The organism is Streptomyces sp. NBC_00483, assembly GCF_036013745.1.
In the GTDB taxonomy this organism is placed as follows: Bacteria; Actinomycetota; Actinomycetes; order Streptomycetales; family Streptomycetaceae; genus Streptomyces.
The window spans coordinates 9,615,887-9,640,035 of the sequence record NZ_CP107880.1 but is presented as its reverse complement, the minus strand read 5'-3'; the positions used below and the strand labels follow the sequence as shown (position 1 = coordinate 9,640,035).

Annotated in this window: 26 protein-coding genes; 9 read left to right on the top strand and 17 right to left on the bottom strand. The window is 70.7% G+C overall.

Translation table 11 applies throughout. The annotated features are described in order from the left end of the window. The first annotated feature begins 102 nt into the window (after window positions 1–102). The gene (locus OHA73_RS43090) at window positions 103–969 is read left to right on the top strand and encodes a helix-turn-helix transcriptional regulator (protein ID WP_327658111.1); all 867 of its coding nucleotides are present in this window, start codon (window positions 103–105) and stop codon (window positions 967–969) included. A gap of 18 nt (window positions 970–987) precedes the next feature. On the opposite strand, the gene OHA73_RS43085 is transcribed toward OHA73_RS43090, so the two are convergent. From OHA73_RS43085 to OHA73_RS43075, 3 genes are read right to left on the bottom strand one after another with little or no spacing between them, the layout of a single operon-like run. After that, window positions 988–2,490, bottom strand: a complete 1,503-nt coding sequence (locus OHA73_RS43085; RefSeq protein ID WP_327658110.1) for a peptide MFS transporter — start codon at window positions 2,488–2,490, stop codon at window positions 988–990. Beyond that, a complete protein-coding gene (locus OHA73_RS43080) occupies window positions 2,487–3,926 on the bottom strand; it encodes an NAD(P)/FAD-dependent oxidoreductase (RefSeq protein ID WP_327658109.1) in 1,440 nt (479 codons plus the stop codon). Before OHA73_RS43080 ends, OHA73_RS43085 begins: the two co-directional genes overlap by 4 nt. A 51-nt stretch (window positions 3,927–3,977) precedes the next feature. After that, entirely contained in the window at window positions 3,978–4,550 is a 573-nt protein-coding gene (locus OHA73_RS43075; RefSeq protein ID WP_266724624.1) for a helix-turn-helix domain-containing protein, read from the bottom strand. 189 nt (window positions 4,551–4,739) lie between these two features. Here OHA73_RS43075 and OHA73_RS43070 point away from each other — a divergent pair, with 189 nt between their 5' ends. From OHA73_RS43070 to OHA73_RS43050, 5 genes are all read left to right on the top strand, one after another. Beyond that, window positions 4,740–5,255 (top strand): hypothetical protein, encoded by a 516-nt coding sequence (locus OHA73_RS43070; RefSeq protein ID WP_266724622.1) that lies wholly within the window; start codon window positions 4,740–4,742, stop codon window positions 5,253–5,255. Beyond that, window positions 5,252–5,581 carry a transcriptional regulator gene (locus OHA73_RS43065; RefSeq protein WP_266724620.1) on the top strand — a complete coding sequence of 110 codons (330 nt, stop codon included), beginning with the start codon at window positions 5,252–5,254 and terminating at the stop codon, window positions 5,579–5,581. Before OHA73_RS43070 ends, OHA73_RS43065 begins: the two co-directional genes overlap by 4 nt. Continuing rightward, window positions 5,578–6,498 carry an ABC transporter ATP-binding protein gene (locus OHA73_RS43060; RefSeq protein WP_327658108.1) on the top strand — a complete coding sequence of 307 codons (921 nt, stop codon included), beginning with the start codon at window positions 5,578–5,580 and terminating at the stop codon, window positions 6,496–6,498. Before OHA73_RS43065 ends, OHA73_RS43060 begins: the two co-directional genes overlap by 4 nt. Beyond that, window positions 6,495–7,349: an ABC transporter permease gene (locus tag OHA73_RS43055; protein WP_327658107.1), complete on the top strand. Its 855-nt coding sequence runs from the start codon at window positions 6,495–6,497 to the stop codon at window positions 7,347–7,349. Before OHA73_RS43060 ends, OHA73_RS43055 begins: the two co-directional genes overlap by 4 nt. Window positions 7,350–7,484: 135 nt before the next feature. After that, the gene (locus OHA73_RS43050) at window positions 7,485–8,315 is read left to right on the top strand and encodes a class I SAM-dependent methyltransferase (protein ID WP_327658106.1); all 831 of its coding nucleotides are present in this window, start codon (window positions 7,485–7,487) and stop codon (window positions 8,313–8,315) included. A 51-nt stretch (window positions 8,316–8,366) separates the two neighbouring features. Here the strand turns inward: OHA73_RS43050 and OHA73_RS43045 are convergent, their stop codons facing one another. The 3 genes from OHA73_RS43045 to OHA73_RS43035 all read right to left on the bottom strand — a co-directional run bounded on the left by OHA73_RS43045 (window position 8,367) and on the right by OHA73_RS43035 (window position 10,850). Then, a complete protein-coding gene (locus OHA73_RS43045) occupies window positions 8,367–9,182 on the bottom strand; it encodes an SAM-dependent methyltransferase (protein ID WP_327658105.1) in 816 nt (271 codons plus the stop codon). Window positions 9,183–9,314: 132 nt separating this feature from the next. Then, on the bottom strand, window positions 9,315–9,881 hold the full coding sequence (locus OHA73_RS43040) for a DinB family protein (RefSeq protein WP_327658104.1): 567 nt from the start codon (window positions 9,879–9,881) through the stop codon (window positions 9,315–9,317). A gap of 90 nt (window positions 9,882–9,971) precedes the next feature. Continuing rightward, window positions 9,972–10,850 carry an NADP-dependent oxidoreductase gene (locus OHA73_RS43035; protein ID WP_327658103.1) on the bottom strand — a complete coding sequence of 293 codons (879 nt, stop codon included), beginning with the start codon at window positions 10,848–10,850 and terminating at the stop codon, window positions 9,972–9,974. Window positions 10,851–11,000: 150 nt separating this feature from the next. Here OHA73_RS43035 and OHA73_RS43030 point away from each other — a divergent pair, with 150 nt between their 5' ends. Further along, a complete protein-coding gene (locus OHA73_RS43030; RefSeq protein WP_327658102.1) occupies window positions 11,001–11,393 on the top strand; it encodes a MerR family transcriptional regulator in 393 nt (130 codons plus the stop codon). A gap of 3 nt (window positions 11,394–11,396) precedes the next feature. Here the strand turns inward: OHA73_RS43030 and ssuE are convergent, their stop codons facing one another. From ssuE to OHA73_RS42980, 10 genes are all read right to left on the bottom strand, one after another. Continuing rightward, window positions 11,397–11,954: an NADPH-dependent FMN reductase gene (gene ssuE, locus OHA73_RS43025; RefSeq protein ID WP_266724607.1), complete on the bottom strand. Its 558-nt coding sequence runs from the start codon at window positions 11,952–11,954 to the stop codon at window positions 11,397–11,399. A 69-nt stretch (window positions 11,955–12,023) separates the two neighbouring features. Then, window positions 12,024–12,800: an alpha/beta hydrolase gene (locus OHA73_RS43020; protein ID WP_327658101.1), complete on the bottom strand. Its 777-nt coding sequence runs from the start codon at window positions 12,798–12,800 to the stop codon at window positions 12,024–12,026. Beyond that, window positions 12,797–14,146, bottom strand: a complete 1,350-nt coding sequence (locus tag OHA73_RS43015; RefSeq protein WP_327658100.1) for an LLM class flavin-dependent oxidoreductase — start codon at window positions 14,144–14,146, stop codon at window positions 12,797–12,799. The genes OHA73_RS43020 and OHA73_RS43015 overlap by 4 nt, the downstream gene beginning before the upstream one ends. A 36-nt stretch (window positions 14,147–14,182) precedes the next feature. Then, window positions 14,183–15,055 carry an ABC transporter ATP-binding protein gene (locus OHA73_RS43010; RefSeq protein WP_327658099.1) on the bottom strand — a complete coding sequence of 291 codons (873 nt, stop codon included), beginning with the start codon at window positions 15,053–15,055 and terminating at the stop codon, window positions 14,183–14,185. Then, the gene (locus OHA73_RS43005; RefSeq protein WP_327658098.1) at window positions 15,052–15,942 is read right to left on the bottom strand and encodes an ABC transporter ATP-binding protein; all 891 of its coding nucleotides are present in this window, start codon (window positions 15,940–15,942) and stop codon (window positions 15,052–15,054) included. Before OHA73_RS43005 ends, OHA73_RS43010 begins: the two co-directional genes overlap by 4 nt. Continuing rightward, window positions 15,939–16,820: an ABC transporter permease gene (locus OHA73_RS43000; RefSeq protein WP_327658097.1), complete on the bottom strand. Its 882-nt coding sequence runs from the start codon at window positions 16,818–16,820 to the stop codon at window positions 15,939–15,941. The genes OHA73_RS43005 and OHA73_RS43000 overlap by 4 nt, the downstream gene beginning before the upstream one ends. A gap of 6 nt (window positions 16,821–16,826) precedes the next feature. Continuing rightward, window positions 16,827–17,837, bottom strand: coding sequence for an ABC transporter permease (locus tag OHA73_RS42995; protein WP_327658096.1), 1,011 nt, complete (start codon window positions 17,835–17,837; stop codon window positions 16,827–16,829). A gap of 26 nt (window positions 17,838–17,863) precedes the next feature. After that, complete coding sequence (locus tag OHA73_RS42990; RefSeq protein ID WP_327658095.1) at window positions 17,864–19,390, bottom strand: ABC transporter substrate-binding protein; 1,527 nt, start codon at window positions 19,388–19,390, stop codon at window positions 17,864–17,866. Between the two features lie 444 nt (window positions 19,391–19,834). Continuing rightward, complete coding sequence (locus OHA73_RS42985) at window positions 19,835–20,770, bottom strand: DsbA family oxidoreductase (protein WP_327658094.1); 936 nt, start codon at window positions 20,768–20,770, stop codon at window positions 19,835–19,837. After that, the gene (locus OHA73_RS42980; RefSeq protein WP_327658093.1) at window positions 20,767–21,225 is read right to left on the bottom strand and encodes an RrF2 family transcriptional regulator; all 459 of its coding nucleotides are present in this window, start codon (window positions 21,223–21,225) and stop codon (window positions 20,767–20,769) included. The genes OHA73_RS42985 and OHA73_RS42980 overlap by 4 nt, the downstream gene beginning before the upstream one ends. A gap of 138 nt (window positions 21,226–21,363) precedes the next feature. Here OHA73_RS42980 and OHA73_RS42975 point away from each other — a divergent pair, with 138 nt between their 5' ends. Together OHA73_RS42975 and OHA73_RS42970 are read left to right on the top strand one after the other, a co-directional pair. Further along, window positions 21,364–21,876 (top strand): cupin domain-containing protein, encoded by a 513-nt coding sequence (locus OHA73_RS42975; RefSeq protein WP_327658092.1) that lies wholly within the window; start codon window positions 21,364–21,366, stop codon window positions 21,874–21,876. Window positions 21,877–21,933: 57 nt separating this feature from the next. Then, complete coding sequence (locus OHA73_RS42970; RefSeq protein WP_327658091.1) at window positions 21,934–22,863, top strand: aldo/keto reductase; 930 nt, start codon at window positions 21,934–21,936, stop codon at window positions 22,861–22,863. A 40-nt stretch (window positions 22,864–22,903) separates the two neighbouring features. Here OHA73_RS42970 and OHA73_RS42965 read toward each other — a convergent pair whose 3' ends face one another. Next, window positions 22,904–24,133 carry an MFS transporter gene (locus OHA73_RS42965; RefSeq protein WP_327658090.1) on the bottom strand — a complete coding sequence of 410 codons (1,230 nt, stop codon included), beginning with the start codon at window positions 24,131–24,133 and terminating at the stop codon, window positions 22,904–22,906. Window positions 24,134–24,149: the final 16 nt, after the last annotated feature.

The window sequence follows — 24,149 nt, the reverse complement described above, 5'->3', positions numbered from 1 at the left end:
CGATATCGAGGAAACCGCAGGTCACCGGAGTGGAGAAGGGTCTGCCGTTACAGGTACTGACAGGACCCCCCACATGCGCACATCCCGCCTTAGCCTGGAAACGTGAGCACCGAGAGCGACATCCGCGAGTTCCTGGCCTCCCGCCGCGCCAAGATCACCCCTCAGCAGGCGGGCCTGCCCGCGTACGGCGGGAACAGGCGCGTGCCGGGGCTGCGGCGCGAGGAGGTCGCGCTGCTCGCGGGGGTGAGCATCGACTATTACGTGCGCCTGGAGCGCGGCCATCTGGCCGGCGCCTCCGAGGAGGTCCTCGACTCCGTCGCGAGCGCGCTCCAGCTCGACGACGCCGAGCGCGCGCACCTGTACGACCTGGCGCGCGCCGCCGCGAAGCGCCCGGCCCGCCGTACCAAGCGCAGCCGCGGGCCGCTGCCGGACAGTGTGGTGCGCGTGCTGGATTCCATGAGCGACTGCCCGGCCTTCATCCGCAACGGCCGCCTGGACGTCCTCGCCACGAACCCGCTGTGCCGCGCCCTGTACAGCCCGCTCTACGCGGACGCGTCCCGGGAGCCGGTCAACATCGCCCGCTTCCAGTTCCTCGACCCGGCCGGGCGCGACTTCTTCCCCGAGTGGGAGGAGTCCGTGAACACCACGGTGTCGCTGCTGCGCACCGAGGCCGGTCGGGCGCCCGGCGACAGCGGTCTGACCGGCCTGATCGGCGAGCTCGTCACCCGCAGTGACGAGTTCCGCGTGGCGTGGGCGAAGCACAACGTTCGCCTGCACCGCACCGGCCGCAAGTCCTTCCGGCACCCCGTCGTGGGCGAGCTCACCCTCGACTTCGACGCCATGGAGCTCCCCGCCCAGCCGGGCCTCACCCTCACCGCGTACAGCAGCGCGCCGAACACCCCGGACCACGACAAGCTGCAGCTGCTCGCGGCGTGGGCTGCGACGCCGGAGACGTCCGTCGAGCAGTAGGGACACCAGGCACGCCGGTCAGCTCTCCAGACCCGCGTTCAGCAGCCGGCCCAGCGGCTTGCGGGTGGCGATCAGCGCGAGCCCGATCCCGATGCCGCACACGGCCGTGATGGTGAAGTACGAGGCGTTGTCGATCGCCGTGAACAGCTGGCCGAGCAGGCCCGCGAGGGATGAACCCAGGGCGAGTGTAAGGAAGTTGAGACCGACCATCTGGGAGCGGAAGGTGCTCGGGCCGATCCGGGTGGCCAGGGAAAGGCCGATGGGTCCGACGAAGACCTCCGAAGAACCGGCCGCCGCCATGAAGACGAGGATGAGGAACAGCGGGATCTGCGCGTTTCCTGTGGCCTCGGACAGCACCAGCAGGAACAGATAGGCGCAGCCGATCTGGGTAAGGCCGATGGCGACCTTGGTCACCGGACCTGGCTGGCGCTCCCCGAGGCGGGTCCACAGCCGGGCGATCAGCGGCGTGATGAGCACCGCCGCGAGCGGGCTGACCGTCGTGATCCAGGCGACGGGGAAGGTCCAGCCGCCGATGTGCAGATCGATGCGCTCGGTGATGAGGATCGAGATCGCGGTGAACTTCTGGAAGAGGAACCCGAAGTAAATACCGGAGGCCAGGAACAGCGGCAGATAGCCGAGGACGCGGCGGCGCTCGTCGCGGCTGACCGCCTTCGAGGTGGTCATGGTCAGGAAGTAGACGGCCGCGGCCACGAGCGCGGCCACAGTCACCACCGTGGACAGGTTCTCCGCCCGCAGCAGCCCGGCGCCGACGGCGCCGCCCACCACCGCGAGGAAGCCCACTGCCACGAGCGCGGCGAGTGGCCGACGGCCCGCCGGGAGCGGGTTGTTGACGGTGTGGGCCCGCGCGGGCAGGTGCTTCATCGACAGGAGGTACTGGACGAGCGCGCCGGCCATGCCGATCGCGGCGAGCCCGAAGCCGTAGTGGAAGCCGAGCTCGTTCTGCGCCAGCCCTGTGGTGAGCGGGCCGACCACCGCACCGATGTTGATGGCCATGTAGAAGTACGTGAATCCGGCATCGCGGTAGCGCTCGTCGGGGTGCTGGTCCAGGACGAAGCCCACGATCGAGGTGATGTTCGTCTTCAGCGCGCCGGTGCCGAGCACGATGCACACCAGTCCGGCCGCGAGTCCGGTGACACCCGCGGCGAACGCGAGCACCACGTGTCCGGCGGTGATGACCACGGCGCCGTACAGCACCATGTCCCGGGGGCTGACGAGCCGGTCCCCCAGCCAGGATCCCAGGATCTGCGACAGGTACACGGCGCCGCCGTACGCGCCGACGATGCCCGAGGCGACGGCCGGGTCGAGGGCGAGGCCGCCGTCGGCCACCTTGTACAGCAGGTAGAAGGAGAGGATGCCCTGCAGTCCGTAGAACGAATAGCGTTCCCACAGCTCGGTGAAGGCCATGCTCCACAGGCCGCGCCGCAGGGACCGCTCATCGGCCGCATCCCGGCGTGCGCCGTCTTCGCGAAGTGCCGTGTCGGGCACGGGAGTTCCGGTCATTCGCTGAGTCCTGCCAATCTCGAACCGACGCGGGCGATGAGCGAGGTGCTGTGGGAGTGCCGCTTCTCCTCCCAGCGGTCGGCGACGCCGAACAGCCGGTACATCGCGTGGACGCCGATCCAGCGCAGCGGTTCGGGTTCCCAGCGGCCCGAGTCGTGGTCGTTCCACGGCAGCCGCGTGAGGTCGGTGTCCCGGCCCTCGGCGCGGTCCAGGAGGGTGCGCGCCGCGAGTTGGGTGGCGGTGACCCCGTGTCCGGCGAAGCCGCGGACCACGCCGATGCGGGTGGCCGGGTCGAAGGTGACTCCGGCACACCAGTCGCGGGTCACTCCGATCGCGCCGCGCCAGGCGTGGTCGACGGTGAACCGCACGTCGGGGAAGAAGAGTTGGATCCGCTCGCTCAGGGTGCGCACCGTGCGGGCGTCCACGCGGCCCTCACCGGGCATGCCGGAGTTGAACGCGTACGGCGTGCCGCGGCCGCCGATGGCGATGCGGCCGTCCTCGGTGCGCTGGGCGTAGACGAAGGTGTGGGCGGCGTCGCCCAGGCACTCCCGCCCCTCCCAGCCGATCCGCTCCCACACGTCGTCGGGGAGCCGATTGGTCACGATCATCGAGGAGTTGACCGGGATGACCTCGCGGGCGCCGAGCGCGGGGACGTCGCTCTCGACCTGTCCCGAATACGCTTCCAGGCACGTCAGGACGGTGGTGGCGCGCACGGTTCCGCGGGGTGTGGTGACGGCGCCGGGTGCGATGCGGGTGGCGCGGGTGTACTCCAGGATGCGTACGCCCTTGGCGGTCACGACGTCGGCGAGCCCGTGGACGAGCTTGGCCGGGCCGACGCGCGCCGTGGTGCGATTGTGCAGGCCGCCGAGCGCGGGACCGATCGCGATGCGCTCCTTGACGGCTTCTGCGTCGAGGAGTTGGAGGTCGTCGGCGCGGTAGCCGTTGGCGAGGTCGGCGGCGTGGGTGAGTTCGAGGCGCTTCATCGCGGCGGGGGTGGTGGCGACGCGCAGGTGTCCGCCGCGCTGCTGGTCCGCCTTGATGCCCTCCTTGTCGAGGACGCGGAGGACCTCGTCGACGGCGCCGTCCATCGCGCGCTGGAACGCGGCGACGGCGGCGGCGCCGTCCTGGCCCCGCTTGCGGGCGGCCTTCGCGTAGACGGCGCGGTTGCCGGGGATGAGCGGGGAGAGCCAGCCGCCGTTGCGCCCGGAGGCTCCGTAGCCGACCTCTTCGGCCTCGAGGACGGTGATCTTCGCGGTGGGGTGTTCCAGAGCGGCGTGATAGGCGGCCCAGAGGCCGGTGAGACCGCCGCCGACGATGACGAAGTCCTGTGTCCCGTCGGGTAGTTGGTCGTCGCGTTCAGGCGGGGTGCCCGCGGCCGGTGAAGGCCGGGAGGCCTGCATCCAGTGCGATATCTCGCCGTTGCGGTAGGCGGTCATCGGTGACTCCTTCGTGCACGTGCGTACGCCCAGTGGGCGCTGAGTGGGCGCTCAGTAGGTGGGAGGTGCCATCGCCCACAGGACCCTGGCCTCGTCGGTGCCCGTGGCCTCGGCGACGCGGTGGGGGTCACTGCTGCGGTAGTGGATGGAGTCGAGGGCGGACAGCCGGTGGTGCTGGCCGCGCACCCACACGTCCACCTCGCCGGTCAGGACGAGCAGCAACTCCTCCGAGCTGCCGTGCGTGTACGGCTCGACGCCCGTGGAGCCACCGGACGTGAAGTGACCGAGGAGGACTTCGAGATGGTCGAAGGCCCCGGGGGTGAGCTTGATCTTCGTGGCACCCTTGCCGAACGACATCCCGTGGGTGTCACGGAACCGAAGGACGGGCCCGGCCGCGCTCCCCGCCTGGTCGAACAGGTCACCCACCGTCAGTTTCAGTACCTCGCACAGCCGTTGAAGCGTGCGCACGCTCGCGTTCGCCTGATCGCGCTCGACCTGCGAGAGGTACCCCTCCGTGAGCCCTGTCCGCTCAGCCACTTCCTTCAGGGTGAGATGGAGAGCTTTCCTGCGGCGGCGCAGCCGTGCGCCGACCTCGGCCGGGGGGCCGGAGTGATCGTTCGCCATGGCCGGAACCTAACAAGCCTGTGGCCGGACAACAATGGGTTGTGCTGTCATCAATTTTTTCTTTACTGGGGAGCGACCACGGGGACGGCTACTCATCGGCCACACCAGAACCTTTACTTGCCTACTAGGAAAGTCGCGCGTAACTTTCCTCCCGGGAAAGTAAAACGGGGAACGGGGAGGGCGAGACGCGTGAGCACGCCGGTGGATGCCGAACAGGCATGGAGGGATCTGCAGCGCATTCGTGTGCCGCAGGAGCGGGTGTACGACGAGGTGGAGCGGTCCGCGGCGGCCGGTACGGGCAGCCCCTGGGCCACGGCCGCGATCATGTGGCTGTTCCTGGCCGGCCTGGGTCTTGAGCTGCCGGGGTGGGGCGTGGGCCTGGTCATGGCCGTGTACGTCGCGCTGCTGGGCGGTCTTGCCGTGCTCCATCAGCGGCGCAGCCGGGTGCGGTTGCACCACACGCGGTGCACATCACGGATGTTCGCCACCTTCGTGGCGGGCGGGGTGGTGACCGGCGCGACGGTGCTGCTCTCCGGCCATCTGGTCGGTTCGCTGAAGCCGCTGCACGGCAGCTTGATCCAGGCCACGGTCTCGGCGGCGGTGTTCGTGCTGTTCGTGGGGCCGATGAGCCGCTGGGCGGCCAAGTCGGCTCGGCGCCACGAGGCGCGCGCGACGGACGCGGCAGGCACGGGGGCGGGCCGATGAGCGTTCCCGCAGGTTTCGACGAGCTGATCCATCCCGCCACCCGGCTCTCGGTGGTCTCGCTGCTCGCCGCCACGGAGTGGGCGGAGTTCTCCTTCGTCCGCGACAGCCTCTCGCTCAGCGACTCCGCGCTCTCCAAGCAGCTGCACACCCTTGAGGAGGCGGAGTATCTGGAGCTCCGCAAGGAGGGCGGTGGCCGAGGCCGCCGCACCAGGGTGCGGCTGACGGACCGTGGGCGCACCGCCTTCGAAGGGCATGTCTCGGCGCTCCGGGCGATCGTCGAGGGCGCCGGTTCCGCGGTCCCCGCAGCCTCGGGGGCAAAGCGATGACGGCACGGCACAACACATCCGAAGGACCCGTCGTCCACGCCCGCGACATCACGATGACGTACGGCGCCATCGACGTCCTGCACGGCGTGGACCTGGACATCCACCGCGGCGAGGTCTTCGCGCTGCTCGGCCCCAACGGGGCCGGGAAGACGACCACCGTCGAGATCCTGGAGGGCTTCCGGCGCCGTTCCGCGGGGGACGTGAGCGTGCTCGGTACGGATCCGGAGCGGGGCGACGACGCGTGGCGGGCGCGGATCGGCCTGGTCCTGCAGTCCTGGCGGGATCACGGCCGCTGGCGGGTCGGCGAGCTGCTGGGGCACTTCGCCACGTACTACCCCGACCCGCGCGACCCGGCCGAGCTGCTGGGCCTGGTGGGCCTCACCGACCAGGCAAACCGGCAGGTGGCCCGGCTCTCCGGCGGACAGCGTCGACGCCTCGACGTGGCGCTCGGCATCGTCGGGCGTCCCCATCTGCTCTTCCTGGACGAGCCGACGACCGGTTTCGACCCGGAGGCGCGGTACGAGTTCCACGCCCTGGTCGAGCGCCTGGCCCGGGACGAGGGTGTCACCATCCTGCTCACGACCCACGACCTGGTGGAGGCCGAGCGGCTCGCGGACCGGATCGCCATGCTGGTCGGCGGCCGGATCCGGGCCTGCGGCACACCCGCGGAGCTGGCCCGGCGAGCCGCTGCCCGCGCCGAGGTCCGCTGGACGTCCGAGGACGGGACGCCCCGCCGCGAGCGCACCGCGGACCCCTCGCAGCTCGTATGGGAGCTGCACCGGAACGCCCCCGGCCCGATCGCCGACCTGGAGGTCCGGCGGCCGACGCTCGAGGACACGTATCTGCACATGGTGAACCTGGCGGCCGACGGCGCGGAGCCGGACGAGGACGAGGACGAGGAGGCACGCGCCGCATGAGGACGACACCCATGACGAACAGCTGGCGTGCCGGGATCCAGCGCGGCGGCATCGAGCTGCGGCACCTCGTGCGCAACGGCAAGGAGATGTCCGGCCACGTGACGAACGTCGTCGTCGCGCTGGTCATCGCCGCGTACATCAGCAGCGACGTACCGGGCACCGAGACACCCATGTCCCACTTGGTGGTGGCGGGCTTCGCCGCGTACCTCCTCTTCCAGGTCGGCCTTGTCACGCTCCCGCAGATCCTCGTGACGGAGCGGGAGGAGGGCGCTCTGCTGCGGCTGCGTGCCACGCCCGGCGGGATTCCGGCGTACCTGGTCGCCAAGTCCCTGCTGATCGTTGTCGTTTCGGTCGCCACCCTGGCCCTGCTCCTGGCGGCCGCCGCACTGGTGGCCGACGGGCCACTGCCGCAGGGGCCGGGCGGCTGGCTGACGCTGGCGTGGGTCACGACGCTCGGGCTGCTGGCCGTCGTGCCGCTCGGCGCCGCGATCGGCGCGGTGCTGCCCAACCCGCGTGAGGCGCTGGCCCTGATCATGCTGCCGGTGATGGGACTCCTCGTCACCTCCGGGGCGGTGTTCCCGATCACCGTGCTGCCCGTTCCGCTGCAGCAGGTGGCGTCGGTATTCCCGCTCAAGTGGATGGCGCAGGGCCTGCGTTCGGCGCTGCTGCCGGATGCGGCACGGGCCGCCGAGCCGGCCGGTTCCTGGGAACTGCCCATGGTCGCCCTGGTCCTGACCGCCTGGGCCGCCCTCGGCTTCCTCCTCGCGATCCCTCTGCTGCGTCGCGCCGCCCGCCGCGAATCCGGCTCCCGCCTGACGGAGCGGCACCGCAAGGCGGCGCTCCAGGGGTAGCGCCCCGGGTGGGACCGGCCCTCGGGCGCGGTCGGCCTGTATGCGGGAATACGATGATGTTCCGTCGCGACCGCGCCGGAGGGCTTCGCGCTGGGTCTCGATCGTGTCGAAGCCGCATTGCGTGGAAGGTGGGCCATGGAGACCGGACAACCGAGCAGGACCGCGATGGCGGTCGCGCGGGCCAGGGCGCAGCATCAACTCGCCGACGAGCCGCGGGTGTTCACCGACCCGTTCGCCGTCCGCGTCGTGGGCGAAGCGGCTCTGGGCGAGGGCGGGTTCGACCGGGGGCTCGACCCGGATCTGGTGCGTCGGCGGCGGCTGTGGATCGCCGCCCGCAGCCGCTTCGCCGACGACACGGTGACCGAGGCGGTCGCCTCAGGGTGCCGGCAGGTGGTGGTCCTCGGCGCGGGGCTCGACACATCGGCCCTCCGCAACACCCACCCCGACGTGCGTTTCTTCGAGGTCGACCACCCCGACACGCAGCGCTGGAAGCAGCACCGACTGGCCGATGCCGGGATCGCGGTGCCGCCGACGCTCACGTTCGTCCCGGTCGACTTCGAGTCCACCACGCTCGCCGAGGGGCTTGCGGGCGTGGACTTCGACCGGACGCGCGCGACGGCCTTCCTCATGCTCGGCGTCGCGATGTATCTGACGCTCCCCTCCCTCACCGCCACCTGGCGTTTCATCGCCGAGCAGGGCGGTGGCTCGGTGCTGGTGATGGACTATCTGCATCCGGTGGCGGGCGCGTCGGCCGCGTCCCTGGAGGAACGGGCCAAGCGCGTCGCGGCCGCCGGTGAGCCGTGGCTGTCGTCGTTCACGGCGGACGAGTTGCGCGGTGAACTGAGCGGATCCGGCTTCTCCACGGTCGAGGACCGCTCCGCCGCGGAGGTCCTGGGCCGCTACTTGGGCAGGACCGTCACGGACTCACTGGGGTCCGGTCATCTGGTGCGTGCCGCGGTCGCATGAGGGCCCGGCGCTTCTGAGGGCCCGGTGTCGAGGAAGACACCACGCCGGTTCCTAGTCCTTCCGCCCGACCCCACCGAACATCGCGACCTCCGCGAGCTCCTCCGGGTCGCTCGTCCGCGGACGCCAGCGTGTGCAGGAGACGACGCCCGGTTCCAGCAGCTCCAGCCCGTCGAAGAACCGGGCGATCCGCTCCGGCGTGCGCTGGTTCAGCTTGGGCGTGCCGTTCTCGTTCCAGAACGCGACCGCCGCGTCCACGTCGGGCATGGCGGGACTGGTGATGGTGTGCGAAAGCACGAGGTGGCTGCCCGAGGGCAGCGCGTCGAGGAGGCGCCGCACGAATCCGTACGGGTCCTCGTCGTCGCCGACGAAAATGATCACGCCAAGCAGCATCAGACCCACAGGACGGGTCAGGTCGAGGGTCTTGGCGGCCCGTTCCAGGATCTGGTCGACATCGCGCAGGTCGGCGTCGAGGTAGTCCGTGCGCCCTTCCGGCGTGCTGGTCAGCAGGGCCTGGGCGTGGCGCAGGACGATCGGGTCGTTGTCGACGTAGACGACCCGGGTTTCCGGGGCGATGCGCTGGGCGACCTCGTGGGTGTTGTCGACGGTGGGCAGTCCGGTGCCGATGTCGAGGAACTGGCGTATCCCCACGTCCTCGGTCAGGTACCGCACGGCCCGCCCCAGGAACGCGCGGTCCGCGCGGGCGTAGTCGGCGATCCCCGGGTGCAGCGTGCGGATCTGCTCGCCCGCGGCCTCGTCGACGGGGTAGAAGTCCTTGCCGCCCAGCCAGTAGTTCCAGATACGGGCGGTGTGCGGCCTGCTGGTGTCGATACGGGTACGCAGGTTGTCGGGCTGCGCGGTGTCGGTCACGAGATGCGTCTCCCAGCGTGTGTGTGATCAGGCACGGGGCCCTCACTCTAATTCGCCGAACATAAAGACGACGAGGAAGGCGACTAACACGGGGCGCGACAACTCTCCTGTAGCGACGCCCAGTTGTCCGGACTACTGCCCCACCCTCCCATCGACACACTCCCGCAGCAGATCGGCGTGCCCGCAGTGTCGGGCGTACTCCTCCACCCTGTGTACCATCAGCTCCCGGACGGCGATCCGTTCCCTGCCGACCTTCGCGCCCAGGTCCGAGTGCTCGGCCAAGGCCGCGTCGGTCACGGCCTGTTCGCGTTCCAAGTCCGCGAACGCCGCGTCCACCACGGCCCGGTCGGCGGTGGCGCCTTCGAAGTCCGTGTCCTTCTTGCCGTACAGCTTGGGCAGTGGGTCGCCCTCGGTGATCCAGTTGTGCCAGTCGCGTTCCACTTCGGCGAGGTGGCGGACCAGGCCGAGCAGCGACATGGTCGACGGTGGGACGGAACGCCGGGCGAGCTGGTCCGGGGTCAGGCCCGCGCACTTCATCCGCAGGGTCAGGCGATAGTTCGTCAGGAAGTCCAGCAGCGTGGGGAGTTCGCCTTCTGGGCTACTGTCGTTCTCGCGTGGGTCGTCGTCCGGGTCCGCCCACATGTCCGGGTAGACAGTTGCCTCGGTCCAGCGCGCGGGTTCGTCGGTCATGGGCTGCATGGTGGTCGGTGGCGGCCCATGACCGCCACCGATATTGCGACCCGAGGCTGCCCGGGGGTACCTGCGGCCGCCCCCGGGCCCGCCCAGCGTTCAGAACGTGACCAGGATCTTCCCCAGGACTCCGCCCGCCTCGAAGCGTTCGTGGGCAGCCCGGATGTCCGCCAGCGGGTAGCGGGCGGCGATGCGCAGACGGAGTTCCTCGCTGTCGACCAGCTTGGCGATCCACGCGAGGTCGGCCGCGCTCTCCTGCACGTAGCTCTTGCGCGCTCCCGGTACGTCGGGCAGCGGCTCGTCGGAGATCGATACGTAGCGGCCCCCGGCGGCGAGGGCGGCGGACGCGTCGAGTCCCGCGGTGTCGAGGACGACCGGGTAGTGGGCTTGGGGCAGATCGGCCGCGCGGTGCCAGACGTGTTCGGCGCCCAACTCCACCACTGACGACTCGTGTTCGGGGCGGGACACCAGGCCGTCAACGTGGGCGCCCATGGTGCGTGCCAGTTGGACGGCCAGGCCGCCGACCGCCCCGGCGGCTCCGACGACCAGGATGCGCTCCCCTGCCGCCAGTTCGGCGTTGCGCAGGGCCTGCAGCGCGGTCACTCCGGCCAACGGCAGCGCCGCCGCGTCCGCCAGAGGGACACCGGTCGGCGCGGCGGTCACCAGGTGTCCCGGAAGGGCGACGAGGTCGGCCCATGTGCCCCGGCCCGTGGCGATCTGGGCGGACATCGCGAACACCTCGTCGCCCACTTGGTACGAAGGGTCGTTGCTGGCGACCACGCGGCCGGAGATGTCCCAGCCGAGCGTGGCCGGCAGCGGTGGGCCGACCTCCCAGGCGCGGGTCTTCCAGTCGACCGGGTTCAGGCTGGTGGCGGTGGTACGGATGAGGACCTCGTCGGCGGTGAGGTCGGGCTCGGCGATGTCGTCGATGGTCAGGACGTCGGGGCCGCCGTGGCGGTCGATCCGGATGGCGCGCATGGTGTGAAGACCCTTCCAGGGATGCGGGGTTGGTCCACGTGGCCGAGGAGGCTGCCGTCCGGTGGCCTCCCCCGCTCACACCCGGAACGGTAAAGTCTCACATCAATGTGAGAGTCAAGGTGGCAGTCAAATCGTGTCGAGGAGGATCACGTGCGGATCGGTGAGCTGTCCCGCAGGACGGGCGTCCACGAGCGGCTGCTGCGCTACTACGAGGAGCAGCAGCTGCTGCATCCCGTGCGCCGCCCCAGCGGTTACCGCGAATACGGCGAGGCCGACGTGCACACCGTGCGCCGCATCCGCAGCCTGCTCGCCGCCGGCCTGAACACCGCCACCATCGCCACGATCCTGCCGTGCCTGCGCGACGAGGAGGAGCGTCTTGTGCCGACCTGCCCCGACCTCGTCGGCGACCTGCTGAAGGAGCGGGACCGCATCTCCCGGGCCATCGACGACCTGCGGTCCTCCCGTTCCGCGCTCGACGACGTCATCGCCGCCGCCCCGGCCGACGTCGCCGAGCGCGCACGAGGTGCCCTCACCACGGGCTGAGCGTCATCCCGCCTGCGCCAGTGCCACCGTCCGCCCACCGAGCGCCGCGGAGAACCGGTCCGTGACCTCGGCGAGCGCCTCGGCGGAGGGCTCGGCGACAACCAGTTCCCCGCCCTCGCCGACCGTGACATCACGGTCGAGGGTGAACCAGCCCGGCAGGATGTGGTGCGGGCCCATCGAGTTCAGGACGGGGCGCAGAGCGTAGTCGAGGGCCAGGACGTGGGCCGTGGTGCCGCCCGTCGCCAGGGGCAGCACGGTCTTTCCGGCCAGGGCGTACTGCGGGAGCAGATCGAGGAGCGACTTCAACAGGCCCGAGTAGGCGGCCTTGTAGACGGGCGTGCCAATGACGATGCCGTCCGCCCGCTCGAACCGGGCGATGGCCTCGACGATGGCCGGGTGCCCGAACTCCGCGCCCAGCAGCGCGTCGGCCGGCAGGGTGCGCACCTGCAACGAGGTCACCTCGTGCCCCTGATCGCGCAGCCGTTCGTCGAGATGTTCCAGGAGTCGCGCGGTGCGTGACGTGGCGGAGGGGCTGCCGGACACGGAGAGGATGGTGGCCATGGTGGGGGCCTTTCTGAGAGGTGAGGTTCGAGAGAACGGGCGGCTACGGACGCCGCCGGGCGGTGCCGTTCACCACGCGCTCGACACGACCGTGACCGCGGGCGTCAGGCCTTCGCGCAGCGCTTCGAGGAACGTGACGACCTCTGCGGCCACCGAGCGGTGCTGCTTGTCGTTGAGTACGTCGTGGTGGGCGCCGTGGACCACGGCGAGCCGGGCCGAGGCCGACTTCTCCACCGTGAGCGCGAGGGCGTCGCGGTCCGCCAGCGGGTCGGCGTCACCGACGAGGAACAGCTGGGGAAGGTCCGCCGCGCTGTCGTGGGCCAGCTCCAGGACCGGTGCCGGGACGGGTGTGTTCAGCTCTCCGCGGCGTACGAGGGTGTCGTCGGTGAGCACGCCACGGTGTGTCGGGCAGGAGGTGCGGACGTCGAGTTCCTCGTCCCACTCCTCGATGGTGGCGGCCGCCCTGCCCGGCAGTCCCGCGAGGACCACGGCGTCCGCACGCAGCCGACGGGCCCGGGCCGGGTCCGCGACGAGGGCGGCGACCGCCGCGGCGCCGCTGTCGGAGCCCACCAGGACCAGCGGGGCGGCCGGGGCGCCGCCGGATTCGGACGCCGTGCCGTCGGCCGCTTCGGCGAGCCGCGCGACCAGAGCGTCGAGGGAGGCGTCGAGGTCGTCGCCGCTCGGGTCCGGGGTGTCCACGACCCGTACGCGGTAGGCGTCCGCGGCGAGCCGCCTGCCGAACCGCTCGTACACGGCACGGCTCTCGCCGCGTCCGGGCACCACGATGACGGTGCCGCGGGTGAGCAGGCCCGCGGGGGCGAGGTGGTCGGTGTACTGGCTGGTCATCGCTGGGCTCCCAGGGAGGCGGTTTCGGTGGTGTGCCGGTTGGCCGGGATCGGCAGGCCGAGGTTGCCGCGCAGGGTGTCGGCCTCGTACGCGGTGCGGAACAGGTGGCGCTTCTGGAGGATCGGTACGACGCCGTCGACGAAGAGCTCGAGTTCCTCCTCGGTGCGGAAGGCGAGGTTGATGCCGTCGAAGGTGCCCGCGTCGAACCACTCCTCGATCCGGTCGGCGACCGTCTCCGGCGCGCCGACGAACGGCGAGCGCCGGAACTCGGCCAGGGACTGGGCGACTTGACGCAGGGTGAGGTTCTCGGTCCGGGCCCGTTCGATGATCTTCGCGGCCCCCGTCCTGCCGCCCTTCTCGGCGAGGTGGGCGACGTCGGGGAAGGGCGCGTCGAGGTCGTGGACGCTGAAGTCGTACGCGCCGAAGGAGCGGCCGAGCAGGCCGAGGTGGCGGTCGAAGTCGTTGTCCTCCTCGAAGATCTCGCGCTCGCGGCGGCGGGCGGCCTCGTCGGTGGCGGCGACGACCGGGCCCCCGTGGATGAAGATCTTGATGTGTTCGGGGTCGCGGCCGTGGGCGGCGGTGCGGCGCTTGATGTCGGTGTAGTACTCCTGGGCCTGCTGGAGGGAGCCGCCGGGCGCGTAGATGCCCTCGGCGACGCGGGCGGCAAGGTCGCGGCCCTCCTCGGAGACACCGGCCTGGAAGATCACCGGCTGGCCCTGCGGGGAGCGCGAGAGGTTGAGCGGGCCCGCGACCCTGAAGTGCTCGCCCACGTGGTTCAGTTCGTGCAGCTTGGCCGGGTCGAGGAACACGTTCCGCTCGACGTCGGCGGGGAACGCGTCGTCCTCGTACGAGTCCCACAGGCCGCGGGCGACCTCGACGAACTCCAGGGCCCTGCCGTAGCGGGTGGCGTAGTCGAGGTGTTCCTCGAACCCGTAGTTGCGCGAGGTGCCGGTGTCGAAGCTGGTGACGACGTTCCAGCCGGCCCGGCCGCCGCTGATGTGGTCGAGGGAGGCGAAGCGGCGGGCCAGGTTGTACGGCGAGTTGTACGTCGAGCTGGCCGTGCCCACAAGGCCGACGTGCCGGGTGTGCGTGGCCACGGCGGAGAGCAGAGTGAGGGGTTCGAGCCGGTTCAGGTAGTGGGAGGGATAGGTGGCGTTGATGAACTGGCTGTCGACGACGAACAGGGCGTCGAACAGGGCGAGTTCGGCGGCCTGCGCCTGCCGTATGTAGTAGTTGATGTCGATGCTGGCGTTGTTCGCGACGCGCGGGTCCTTCCACAGGCCGTGCTGGCCGGGGCCGCCGACGCCGTAGGGATGCAGCGCGAGGTGGATCTTCTTGCGGGGCATGGGTGTGCCTCTCTGTGGGAGCGGGCGGCGAGTGGCTCAGGCGGGCAGCAGGGCGCGCAGCGCCTCGCGTTCGGCCCGGGTGGCCGGGGCGCCGTGCAGGGTGGGGGCGGAGCCGAGCAGGAGGCGCGTGTAGGGGTGTTGGGGCTCGTTGACGACGGAGTGCGTCGCTCCGGTCTCGACGAGTTCGCCGCGGTACAGGACGGCGACACGGTCGGCGACGCCGGCGACGGAGCCGAGGTCGTGGGAGATGAAGACCAGGGCCGTGCCGTCCGCTCGCAGTTCCTTGAGGATCTCCAGGATCTGGACGCGGTTGGCGGAGTCGAGGGCGCTGACGGGTTCGTCGAGGATGACGAGGCGGGGTCGTGTCACCAACGCCCGCACCACGGCGACGCGTTGACGCTGCCCGCCGGAGAGTTCGCCAGGCAGTCGGCCCAGCAACTCCACGCTCAGCCGCACCCGTTCGAGGAACTCGCGGATCCGCTCGCCCGCCTCCACGCGCGGCACGCCGCCGACGCGCAGTGGTTCGCTCAGGGACTCCTCGATGGTCAGGCCCGGGTCGAGGCTGCGCAGCGGGTCCTGGAAGACGTACTGGATCACGCCCCGGCGGCGCAGGCCGCGCCATTGGCGGCGGCTGTGGGCGGTGACGTCCGCTCCGCCGACGGTGATCGTGCCGGATGTGGCGGGCACGAGGCCGAGGACGGCGCGGGCGAGCGTGGACTTCCCCGATCCTGTCTCGCCGATCAGACCGAGCGTCTCGCCGGGCGCCACGCTGAGCGAGACCCCGTGCAGGGCTTGGCGGCGGCGCCTGCGGGGGCCGTAGTGGACGTCGAGCGAGGCGATGTCGAGGACCGAACCCGCCGAAATGTCGAGGCCCGAACTAACCGACCCCGTACGGTCGTTGTCACTCATGCGCCCTCCTTGACGGAAGCGGTCGACGTCGCCGTGCGGAACCTTTCGAGGCCGTACAGCTCGTGTTCGGTGATGAGCAGCCGGGTGTACTCGTGGCGCGGAGCGTGCAGCACCTCGCTCGTAGGACCCTGTTCGACGACGGCGCCTTCCTTCATCACCAGTACTTCGTCGCAGAGTTGGGCCACCACGGCAAGGTCGTGGGAGACGACTACGAGCGCAAGGCCCGCGCGGTCGCGCAGGTCCGCCAGGAGGTCGAGGATCTCCGCCTGGACCGTGACGTCCAGTGCCGTCGTGGCCTCGTCGGCGATGAGGATGCGGGGCTCGGCGGCGATCGCGGTGGCGATCAGGACGCGTTGGAGCATGCCGCCGGAGAGTTCGTGGGGGTACTGGCCGTAGCTGAGTTCCGGGTCGCGCAGGTGCACGGTCCGGAGCAGCTCGATGGCCTTCGCCCGTGCCTCGCGCCGGTTCAGGCCCTTCTTCACGCGGAGCACCTCGGCGAGTTGTGCGCCGACGCGGATCGAGGGGTTGAGGTAGGAGGCCGGGTCCTGGAAGACGGCGGCGACGGTGGTGCCGCGCAGCCGGGTCCACTGCTTCGTGGTCAGGGTGGCGGTGTCGGTGCCGTCGAGTTCGACGTGGCCGCCGGTGATCTCGAAGTGCGGCGGCAGGATGCCGAGCGCGGCGCGGCAGGTGAGGGTCTTTCCGCTGCCGGACTCGCCGACGATGCCGATCGTCGTGCCGGGCCTGAGCTCGAAGCCGACGCCGTGCACGATCTCCCGGTCGCTGGCCGTGTCGGCGATGCGCACGTCCCGCAGGGACAACACGGGCGCGGCCCGGATGCCGTCGTCGTGGTCCTGTTCGCGGGCGAGGTCGGTGGGCGCTGTGGTCATGTCGTACCTCCGGCGGGGGCGGTCTCGTCGAGGCGGTTCCGGCCGGCGCCGGTGGGGGCCCGGCCGCTCGTGGCCGTTCCGGACACGTCGCGGATCGCGTCGGCGAGCAGGTTCGCGGCCCACACCGTCGCCATGATCAGGAGGGCGGGCGGGAGCGGGGCCCAGGGCTGCTGGCCGAGGTAGCCGAGGTCGGAGGCGAGCAGCCCGCCCCAGGTGGGTTCGGGCGGCTGGACGCCGATGCCGAGGAACGTCAGGCTCGACACGATCACGAAGCCGGTGCCGATGGTCTGCGCGAGGGCGACCGCGAGCGGCGGCAGCACCTTCGCCCAGACATGACGTCGCACGATCCAGCCGATCGAGGCCCCGGAGATCAACGCGGCCTCTACGTAAGGGGATCGGGCCACGGCCAGCGTGGCGGCGCGGGACACCCGGTAGAACAGCGGGGACACCAGCGCGCCGGTCACGAGCATCGCCTGGGTGATGCCGTTGCCGAGCAGCGCGATCACCGCGACCGCGAACAGCAGGAACGGCAGCGCGACGAGGGTGTCGGCGAGGCGCAGCGTCAGCCACTCGAAGACCCTGCCGAGGTACACCGACAGGATGCCCGGGATCGACCCCACGACCAGTGCGGTCAGGGCGACTTCGAGCGAGCCGAGGACGCTGACACGGGACCCGTCGAGGAGCCGGCTGAGCACGTCGCGGCCGAGGTAGTCGGTGCCCAGCCAATGCTCCCCGGAGGCGGCGGCGAGGGTGTCACCGCTCGTCGCCAGGGGGCTCTGCGGGGTGAGCAGCGGTCCGAGGAGAGCGAGCAGGGCGACGACGGTGAGGATGACGACGGCGATGCGGCCCGTGGTGAGGGCGAGGATGCGGCGCATCATGGTGGCTCACACCCCCCTCTGCGCGGCCGGCGTCACGCGCGCCAGGACCAGGTTGACGATCAGGTTGAAGCCGACGACGAGGACGATCGACACCACGAGCACTCCCTGGACGGCGGGTACGTCGCCGGCCTGCGCGGCGTCGTTGGCGAACCGGCCGAAGCCCTGCAGGCCGAAGATCCATTCGGTGACGACGGAGGCACCCACGAGGGCGGGGAACTTGAGGCCGAGGGTGGCGAGCGTCGGTCCGAGGGCGTTGCGCAGGACGTGTCCGAGGAAGATCCGCCGGGGGCTGAGGCCCCGGACGACGGCCCCGGTGACGTAGTTCTCGCGGGAGGCGGCGATCAGGCTCGTGCGCAGTTGGCGGGCCACGTCGGCGACGACGTCACAGCTGAGCGCGAGGGCGGGCAGCAGGATGTGCAATGACCAAGGCCCGAACCCCTGCGCCAGTGGCACGTATCCGGCGGACGGGAACCAGCCGAGGCCGACGGCGAACACGGTGACCAGGACGATGCCGACGACGAACGCCGGCATCACGGAGATCACGGTGACGAAGCCGGTGACCGCCCGGTCGATCCAGGTGGTCCGGCGCAGCGCGGCCACGGCGCCGAGGACGAAGCCCAGGACCACGCCGATGACGAGCGCGGCGCCCGCCACGGACAGGCTCACGCCGAGGCCGGTCCCGATGAGGGTGGAGATGTCGGAGCCGTTCGTCCAGCTGGTGCCCAACTGCCCGTGCAGGACGCCGTTGAACCAGTCGCCGTACTGGGCGAGGAAGGGCCGGTCGAGGCCCCACTGGGACTCGACGCGGGCGATGGCCTCCGGGGTCGCCTTCTCGCCCAACTGGATGCGGGCCGGGCTGAGTCCGCTCATCGAGCGCAGCGCGAACGTCACGAACGTCGCCACCACGAAGACCGGGATGAAGATCGCCACGGACCGTCCTACGGTCGCCAGGACGCGGCCCAGTACATGCGCGGTCCTGTTCCGCGCGTCAGGCATGAAGCTCACGGTGTCTGGCATGCCGCTCATGGTGTTTGGCATGCTGCTCACGCCCCGGGCTTGATGGTGACGCCGGTCCAGTCGATGTGGGCCGGGTTCTTCGGGAGGTCGGAGACGGATCTGCTCTTGGCGATGAGGTTCGGCTGGGAGTACGTGAAAACCAGCGCCTTGCTGTTCAGTCCCGCGCGGGTCGCGGCCCGGAGCACCTTCGGGTAGTCGGGGTCGTCGATGCGGGTCTCGCGGACCTTCGCGATGGCGTCCTCGAAGCCCTTCGGCTCGTACGGGGTGCTGAGGTTGAGCGGTCCGTCGGGGCCGAAGTGCGCGGTGAGGGTCTGCGCGGCGGAGTCGCGGCCGGTCGTCGAGTACAGGGAGAACGTCAGGTCCTTGGCGAAGAACGGTGTCGCCCAGTTCTTGTCGATCTTGATGTCGACCTTGATGCCGACCTTGGCGAGCTGCGACTGCACGATCTCGGCCTCGGGCTGCTCCTCCGGGATGACGAGGTCGAGCTTGATGTCACCCGCCTTGTATCCGGCCTGGGCGAGCAGCTTCTTCGACTTCGCCGGGTCGTACGGGTAGGCGTTCGCCGACGTGGGGTCGTAGGCCGTGTATCCCTTGGGGAACGGCTGGCCGGTCTCCTCCCCGTAGCCGAACGTCAGCTTGTCCACGAACTCCTGACGGTTGATCGCATGGCGCACCGCGTCGACGACCTTGCCGTTGTCGAAGGGCTTCTTGTTGACGTTCAGGCTGATGTTGGAGGCGTTGAAGCCGGGCTGGACGAAGACGTCGAGTCCGGCCTTCTTGGCGGCGTCGGCCTGGCTGGGTTCGATGTCGGCGAAGTTGTAGACGCCGGTCTGCAGGCCGGAGACGACGGTGGAGGCGTCGGGCGCCGAGGTCAGTTCGACCTGGTCGATGTGGATGTTCTTGGCGTCCCAGTACTTCGGGTTCTTCTTCAGGACGGCCTTGGTGCCGGGGATGAGCTGGGTGACGGTGAACGGTCCGGCGCCGACGGGCTGCTGGTCGAGCTTCGCGGGGGACTTCGCCGCCTTGGGGCTGGCTATCTGGAGGACGCGCTGCCCCAGCAACTGCGGTATCTGGTAGTCGACTTGCTTGAGGTCGACGATCGCGTCGAGGCCCTTCGCCCGCACCGATTCGATCGATGTGAGGTCACCGAAGAGGGCCGAGTTCTTCTGCTTCTTGGCCCGCTCGATCGCCGCCTTGACCGCTGCCCCGTCGACGGGTTCGCCGTCGCTGAACTTCTGTCCCGGGCGCAGATGGAAGGTGATCCGGTCGCCGCGCTTGTTGTAGTCCCAGCTCTTGGCGAGGTCGGGGACCGCGTCGCCCTTCTCGTCGGTGCGCGTCAACGAGGCGTAGACCATGGAGAGTTCACGGAACTGGGCGCCGCTGCCGCCGACCACCGGGTCCCAGTGGGTCGGGAAGTAGGTGGAGGTCCACTTCAGGGTGGCACCCCCGCCCGCCGCCGAGGCGCCGTCGCCACCGCATCCGCTGAGGGTGGAGACGAGGAGGAGGGCGGCCCCCGCGGCCGGGGCGGCGGCCTTCAGGGATCGTCGGCGCATTCTGGGCATGGGGCGTCCGGACATGTGTGTCTCTCTGCGACGGCTCCCGCGCATCGAGGGCAGCGCGAAGGAGCGAAGGACAAGGCACGCGCAGCCACCCCATGGGATGCGCCGGGGCACACCGATGGGCAGGGTGGAACGCGGTGAAGGAGGCATGACGGATGAGCGGCTCGAAGAGCCGGCCGTCAGGCCGTCAGGAAAGAGCGCCCGGGACGTCCTGGGCTCCCGGGGAATCCCAGGGAGAGCGTTCAGGCACGCGGGAGGCTACGTGGAGGGAGAGTAAGTCAGCGACAGAGTGCGCTACACGTGCGCCGCAGGTCCACGTAGCGGCACACCACGCCGGGGTGCGTCGTCAGCATGCTGCACATCCTGACCTGCCCCGCCCCCGACTGTCAATGGACACCAATTGGTGTCTCATTACGCGGGACGCCCCGATGTCGCTGGTCAACGCGGTGCCAGGGGGCCGGAGTTGTCGTGGGGGCGGGTCGCCGGATGCACCTCGGCCTCGCTCGGGCAGAGCCACAGCGGGCCGTTCGCGGTGTCGGCGCGGACCGCGCCCGGGGGCGGCCAGGGCCCGCACGCCAGGGCCGAACGCTCGGGTTCGGTCAGGGTGCGGTGGCGGCGCAGCGCCTCGTCGGCGGGCAGCGGCCGGCCCGGTTTCGTCAGGCCGGGGCTCAACTCCTCCACGGCCGCCACGTACTCGTCGTACGGCCGCCATCCCGGCACCGCCCGATGTCCCGCTTCCCCGCGCACCAGCACCGTGGGCAGGGCGTACCGCAGCCCCGTCCCGTCGTCCGTCTCCTTGGCCGCGCCGGGGTGCGGCGAGTCACCGGGCGACGGCGCGAGCACCTCCGCGACCGGCCTTCGGGCCTCGGCGCGATCGGCAAGCACCTTGCCCCGTACGGCCTCTGATGTGGCGTCACGTCGCAGGCGGTCGGGACCGAGTCCGGGGACGTCGCGTACGGCGCTCAGGGCGAGGTCGAGCGTGTCGGCCGGTTCGCCGAGGACGAAGACGGTCTCGCGCAAGCGGCGCAGCGCCCGAGCGGACACCTCCTCGCCCTGGGTCTCCGCCGCCTTCGCCACCAGGGACGCGGGCCAGGAGCTCGCCGCGACCCGGCTCAGGCGGACGGCGTACGGGGCCCGGGTGTGCGCGCCGACCTCCTCGATGTAGCGCGCGTACCAGGCGGTCTCCGCGGCGGCATCGGGGGCCGGGTCATCGTCGTCGTCGAAGAGGATGCAGTACACCCGACGCCAGCGGACCCGCCCCTCCAGCGCCTGCCGCAGCCTGCGGAAGGTCGGCTCGGATCCCCAGGACCAGGGGCACAACGGGTCGGTGTACTCGACGACTTCGAGCCGCGGAGCCACTGGTTCGCCGGTCACGCGGCGCCCTGGGCGGGGACCGACTCCGCCCCGTTCTCGGCCCCGCGCTCGGCCTCGGCCTCCGCCAGCAGCGCCGCCACGGTCACCCCGCCCAGCACGGCCGCGGCGTCCGCCTCGATCCGCCGCCACACCCCCGGCAACCCACACGCGGCGCCTGAGTAGCCGAGCCCGGACAGTGGCTCGCCGCGCAGGGTGATCAGCTCGCCGTCGACGGCGCGGGTGACATCGAGGAGCGTGATCGCGTCGGCCGGCACACCCAGCCAGTACCCGCCCACGCAGCCGCGCTGGCTACGTACGAGCCCGGCCCTGCGCAGCTCGCCCACCACCGATTTGAGGAACCGGAACGGAATCCCCTGGGCGTCGGCGATGGCCTCGCAGGTGAGCGGTTGTTCGGGGGCGCGGGCGAGCTCGAGGAGCGCGCGCATGGCGTAGTCCGCCTTCGCGGAGATATGCATGGCCACATGATGCCCGAAGACCGCGGCGGGGCAAGGCCCATGCCTCCCTCTCCCCGAACATTGCGGGAACATTGCCGCAGGTGAGAGCCAATGGACACCTCTTGACATCTTTTCTCTCACCGCTCTAGCGTCGCCACCATGACCGAGCCGCTGACGACACCCGGTGAGGGCTTCCACCCCCATCTCCACGACGCCCCGAACTCCCCTTCCGCTCCCCTGCGTTCGCGGCTGCACCACGTTCGCGCCGACGCCCTGGACGGCGACACCGCGCAGAGCGGCGGCATGCGGCGCTTCGCCGCCGTCAGCGGGAACACGGTGGGGTCCGAGAAGCTGTGGATGGGCCAGACGCATGTCGCCCCGTCGACCGCGTCCTCCGATCACCACCACGGCGAGTCCGAGACCGCCATCTATGTGGTGAGCGGGCACCCGGAGTTCGTGTTCCTCGACGACTCGGGCGCCGAAGAGGAGGAGATCAGGCTGCGCACCTCCCCCGGCGACTACATCTTCGTCCCGCCCTACGTGCCCCACCGCGAGGAGAACCCCGATCCGGCCGACGAGGCCGTGGTCGTCATCGCCCGCAGCACGCAGGAGGCCATCGTGGTCAACCTGCCGAAGCTGTACGCGCTTTCGGACACCGGCGAGGACGCGTAGAGGACGCGTAGCCGCGGACACTGGCATCGGGGCGGGCCACTCGGACAGGATGGGCCCATGAAATCGATCTCTTTCCCCGGTGCCAAGGCGCCGTCCTCCAACGTCGTCCTCGGCCTGATGCGCATCGCGGAGCTGGACGACAAGGACGTCCGGGTCCTCTACGACAGCGCCCGCGACGCCGGGATCAACAGCTTCGACCACGCCGACATCTACGGGCCCACCCGGCACGCCTGCGAGGAGCGCTTCGGGCAGGCGGTCACGCTGAGCGCCGCGGAGCGCGAGTCGATCGTCATCCAGAGCAAGGTCGGCATCCGGTCCGGCTTCTTCGACTTCTCACGCGAGCACATCGTGCGCACCGTCGACGAGTCGCTGGCGGCGCTGCGCACCGACTACCTCGATGTCCTTCTCCTGCACCGCCCGGACACCCTCGTCGAGCCGGAGGAGGTCGCGGCGGCCTTCGACGAGCTGCACGCTGCGGGCAAGGTCGTGAACTTCGGTGTCTCGAACCACACGCCGGGCCAGGTCGAGCTGCTGAAGACGGCGGTGCGTCAGCCGCTCGTCGCCAACCAGGTGCAACTGAGCATCACGCACGCCCCGTTGATCGCCTCCGGTGTCGCCGCGAACATGGCCGGGCTCGACCAGTCGGTGAGCCGCGACAACGGGCTGCTCGACTATTCGCGTCTGCACAAGATGACCCTTCAGGCGTGGTCGCCGTTCCAGAAGGGCTTCTTCGACGGCGTCTTCATCGGCGACCGCGAGAACTACGCGGAGCTCAACACCGCGCTCGACGAGCTGGCCGCGAAGTACGAGGTGACACCGACCGGCATCGCGGTCGCCTGGATCACCCGGCACCCGGCCGACATGCAGGTCGTGCTCGGCACCACCAACCCGGGGCGGGTCGCCGAGTCCGCGGCGGGCTCGGAGATCCCGCTGACCCGCGAGGAGTGGTACCGCCTGTTCCGCGCGGCCGGGCACACGCTGCCGTAGTCGCACCGGGCCCCGCCTCCAAGGGCGGGGCCCACCGCGGTCATTCGCAGTGCTGCCGCGACCGCTCGTCATCGCTCTTCGAGGCCACCGTCGCCGAAGAGCGCGCGCCCACCGCCGGGGCCAGGAAGACGGCCATCGTCGTGAACGCGAGCACGACCACCATGGCCGTCCGCAGTCCGTAGTGGTCGCCGAGGAAGCCGAGACACGGCGGTCCGACGAGGAACGCGATGTAGCCGAGCATGGCCACCAGGCTCACCCGCGCCGCCGGGTTCTCGCCCGAGTCACCGGCCGCCGACAGCGCGACGGGGAAGCCGAGCGAGGCGCCGAGCCCCCAGAACAGCACGGCCGCGCTGGCAACGGCGGCGGAGTCGGAGAAGACGACCAGGGCGATGCCGAGCGTCGCCGACACGGCGCTCGCGCGGACGACAGGCTTTCGGCCGAGCCGTCCGATGAAGAATCCGCCGACGAACCTGCCGATCGTCATGGCGGCGGCGAAGCCGGTGTAGACGGCAGAGCCGAGCGCGGGGTCCATGTCGTGGCCGTCGACCATGAGCAGCGGCAGCCAGTCGTTCGCGGCTCCTTCGGCGAGCGCCATCGCGAGGATGATGCCTCCGAGGAGCAGCAACTGCCGGTCCCGCCACACCTTCGCCTTGGACGCGCCGTCCGCGGCACCCTCCGTCGGCGAGCCGCCCGTCGCCTTGCCGACGCCCGTGGGGATGGCCCGGATCGCGTAGCCGAACATGGCGGTGGTGACCACGGCGACGGCGATCAGATGCCACTGCACGGGGAACTCGACCGCCGTGCACAGGATGCCGACCGCCGCTCCCACGACCGTCCCCAGGCTGAAGAAGCCGTGCAGCGTCGGCAGGATCGTGCGCGCGGTGATCCGTTCCACCTCGGCACCGTCGATGTTGATGGCGACCTCTCCCCCGCCCATTCCGGCGCCGAAGAGGAGCAGTCCCGCGGTGACGAGGGGCGCGGAGGACGCCATCGCGCCGAGGCCGATGACCGCCATGCTGATGGTGATCAGCACCGTGGCCACGCCCATGACGGGCCGCGAGCCGAACCGGCCGACGAGCGTTCCCGAGCACAGGATGCCGATCATCGAGCCGACCGAGAGCCCGAAGAGGATGAGCCCCATCTGTGCGGTCGACGCGCCCAGTTGGTCCCGTACATCGGGTGTGCGGGTCACCCATGACGACATCGACAGGCCGGGTATCAGGAAGAAGAGGAACAGGGCCGTCCGTCTGCGGCGGGTGTCCAGGTCCATCGGTAACGGGCTCTCT

Bases quoted from the DNA above. Each gene is read 5' to 3' on its own strand.
- OHA73_RS43005 (WP_327658098.1), bottom strand. From the start codon at position 15,942: ATGACCACAGCGCCCACCGACCTCGCCCGCGAACAGGACCACGACGAC.
- OHA73_RS42995 (WP_327658096.1), bottom strand. From the start codon at position 17,837: ATGCCAGACACCGTGAGCTTCATGCCTGACGCGCGGAACAGGACCGCG.
- OHA73_RS43065 (WP_266724620.1), top strand. From the start codon at position 5,252: ATGAGCGTTCCCGCAGGTTTCGACGAGCTGATCCATCCCGCCACCCGG.
- OHA73_RS43040 (WP_327658104.1), bottom strand. From the start codon at position 9,881: ATGCAGCCCATGACCGACGAACCCGCGCGCTGGACCGAGGCAACTGTC.
- OHA73_RS43055 (WP_327658107.1), top strand. From the start codon at position 6,495: ATGAGGACGACACCCATGACGAACAGCTGGCGTGCCGGGATCCAGCGC.
- ssuE (WP_266724607.1), bottom strand. From the start codon at position 11,954: ATGGCCACCATCCTCTCCGTGTCCGGCAGCCCCTCCGCCACGTCACGC.
- OHA73_RS42970 (WP_327658091.1), top strand. From the start codon at position 21,934: ATGAAATCGATCTCTTTCCCCGGTGCCAAGGCGCCGTCCTCCAACGTC.
- OHA73_RS43050 (WP_327658106.1), top strand. From the start codon at position 7,485: ATGGAGACCGGACAACCGAGCAGGACCGCGATGGCGGTCGCGCGGGCC.
- OHA73_RS43060 (WP_327658108.1), top strand. From the start codon at position 5,578: ATGACGGCACGGCACAACACATCCGAAGGACCCGTCGTCCACGCCCGC.
- OHA73_RS43015 (WP_327658100.1), bottom strand. From the start codon at position 14,146: ATGCCCCGCAAGAAGATCCACCTCGCGCTGCATCCCTACGGCGTCGGC.
- OHA73_RS43020 (WP_327658101.1), bottom strand. From the start codon at position 12,800: ATGACCAGCCAGTACACCGACCACCTCGCCCCCGCGGGCCTGCTCACC.
- OHA73_RS42965 (WP_327658090.1), bottom strand. From the start codon at position 24,133: ATGGACCTGGACACCCGCCGCAGACGGACGGCCCTGTTCCTCTTCTTC.
- OHA73_RS43000 (WP_327658097.1), bottom strand. From the start codon at position 16,820: ATGATGCGCCGCATCCTCGCCCTCACCACGGGCCGCATCGCCGTCGTC.
- OHA73_RS43080 (WP_327658109.1), bottom strand. From the start codon at position 3,926: ATGACCGCCTACCGCAACGGCGAGATATCGCACTGGATGCAGGCCTCC.
- OHA73_RS43035 (WP_327658103.1), bottom strand. From the start codon at position 10,850: ATGCGCGCCATCCGGATCGACCGCCACGGCGGCCCCGACGTCCTGACC.
- OHA73_RS42980 (WP_327658093.1), bottom strand. From the start codon at position 21,225: ATGCATATCTCCGCGAAGGCGGACTACGCCATGCGCGCGCTCCTCGAG.
- OHA73_RS42990 (WP_327658095.1), bottom strand. From the start codon at position 19,390: ATGCGCCGACGATCCCTGAAGGCCGCCGCCCCGGCCGCGGGGGCCGCC.
- OHA73_RS42975 (WP_327658092.1), top strand. From the start codon at position 21,364: ATGACCGAGCCGCTGACGACACCCGGTGAGGGCTTCCACCCCCATCTC.
- OHA73_RS43085 (WP_327658110.1), bottom strand. From the start codon at position 2,490: ATGACCGGAACTCCCGTGCCCGACACGGCACTTCGCGAAGACGGCGCA.
- OHA73_RS43075 (WP_266724624.1), bottom strand. From the start codon at position 4,550: ATGGCGAACGATCACTCCGGCCCCCCGGCCGAGGTCGGCGCACGGCTG.
- OHA73_RS43010 (WP_327658099.1), bottom strand. From the start codon at position 15,055: ATGAGTGACAACGACCGTACGGGGTCGGTTAGTTCGGGCCTCGACATT.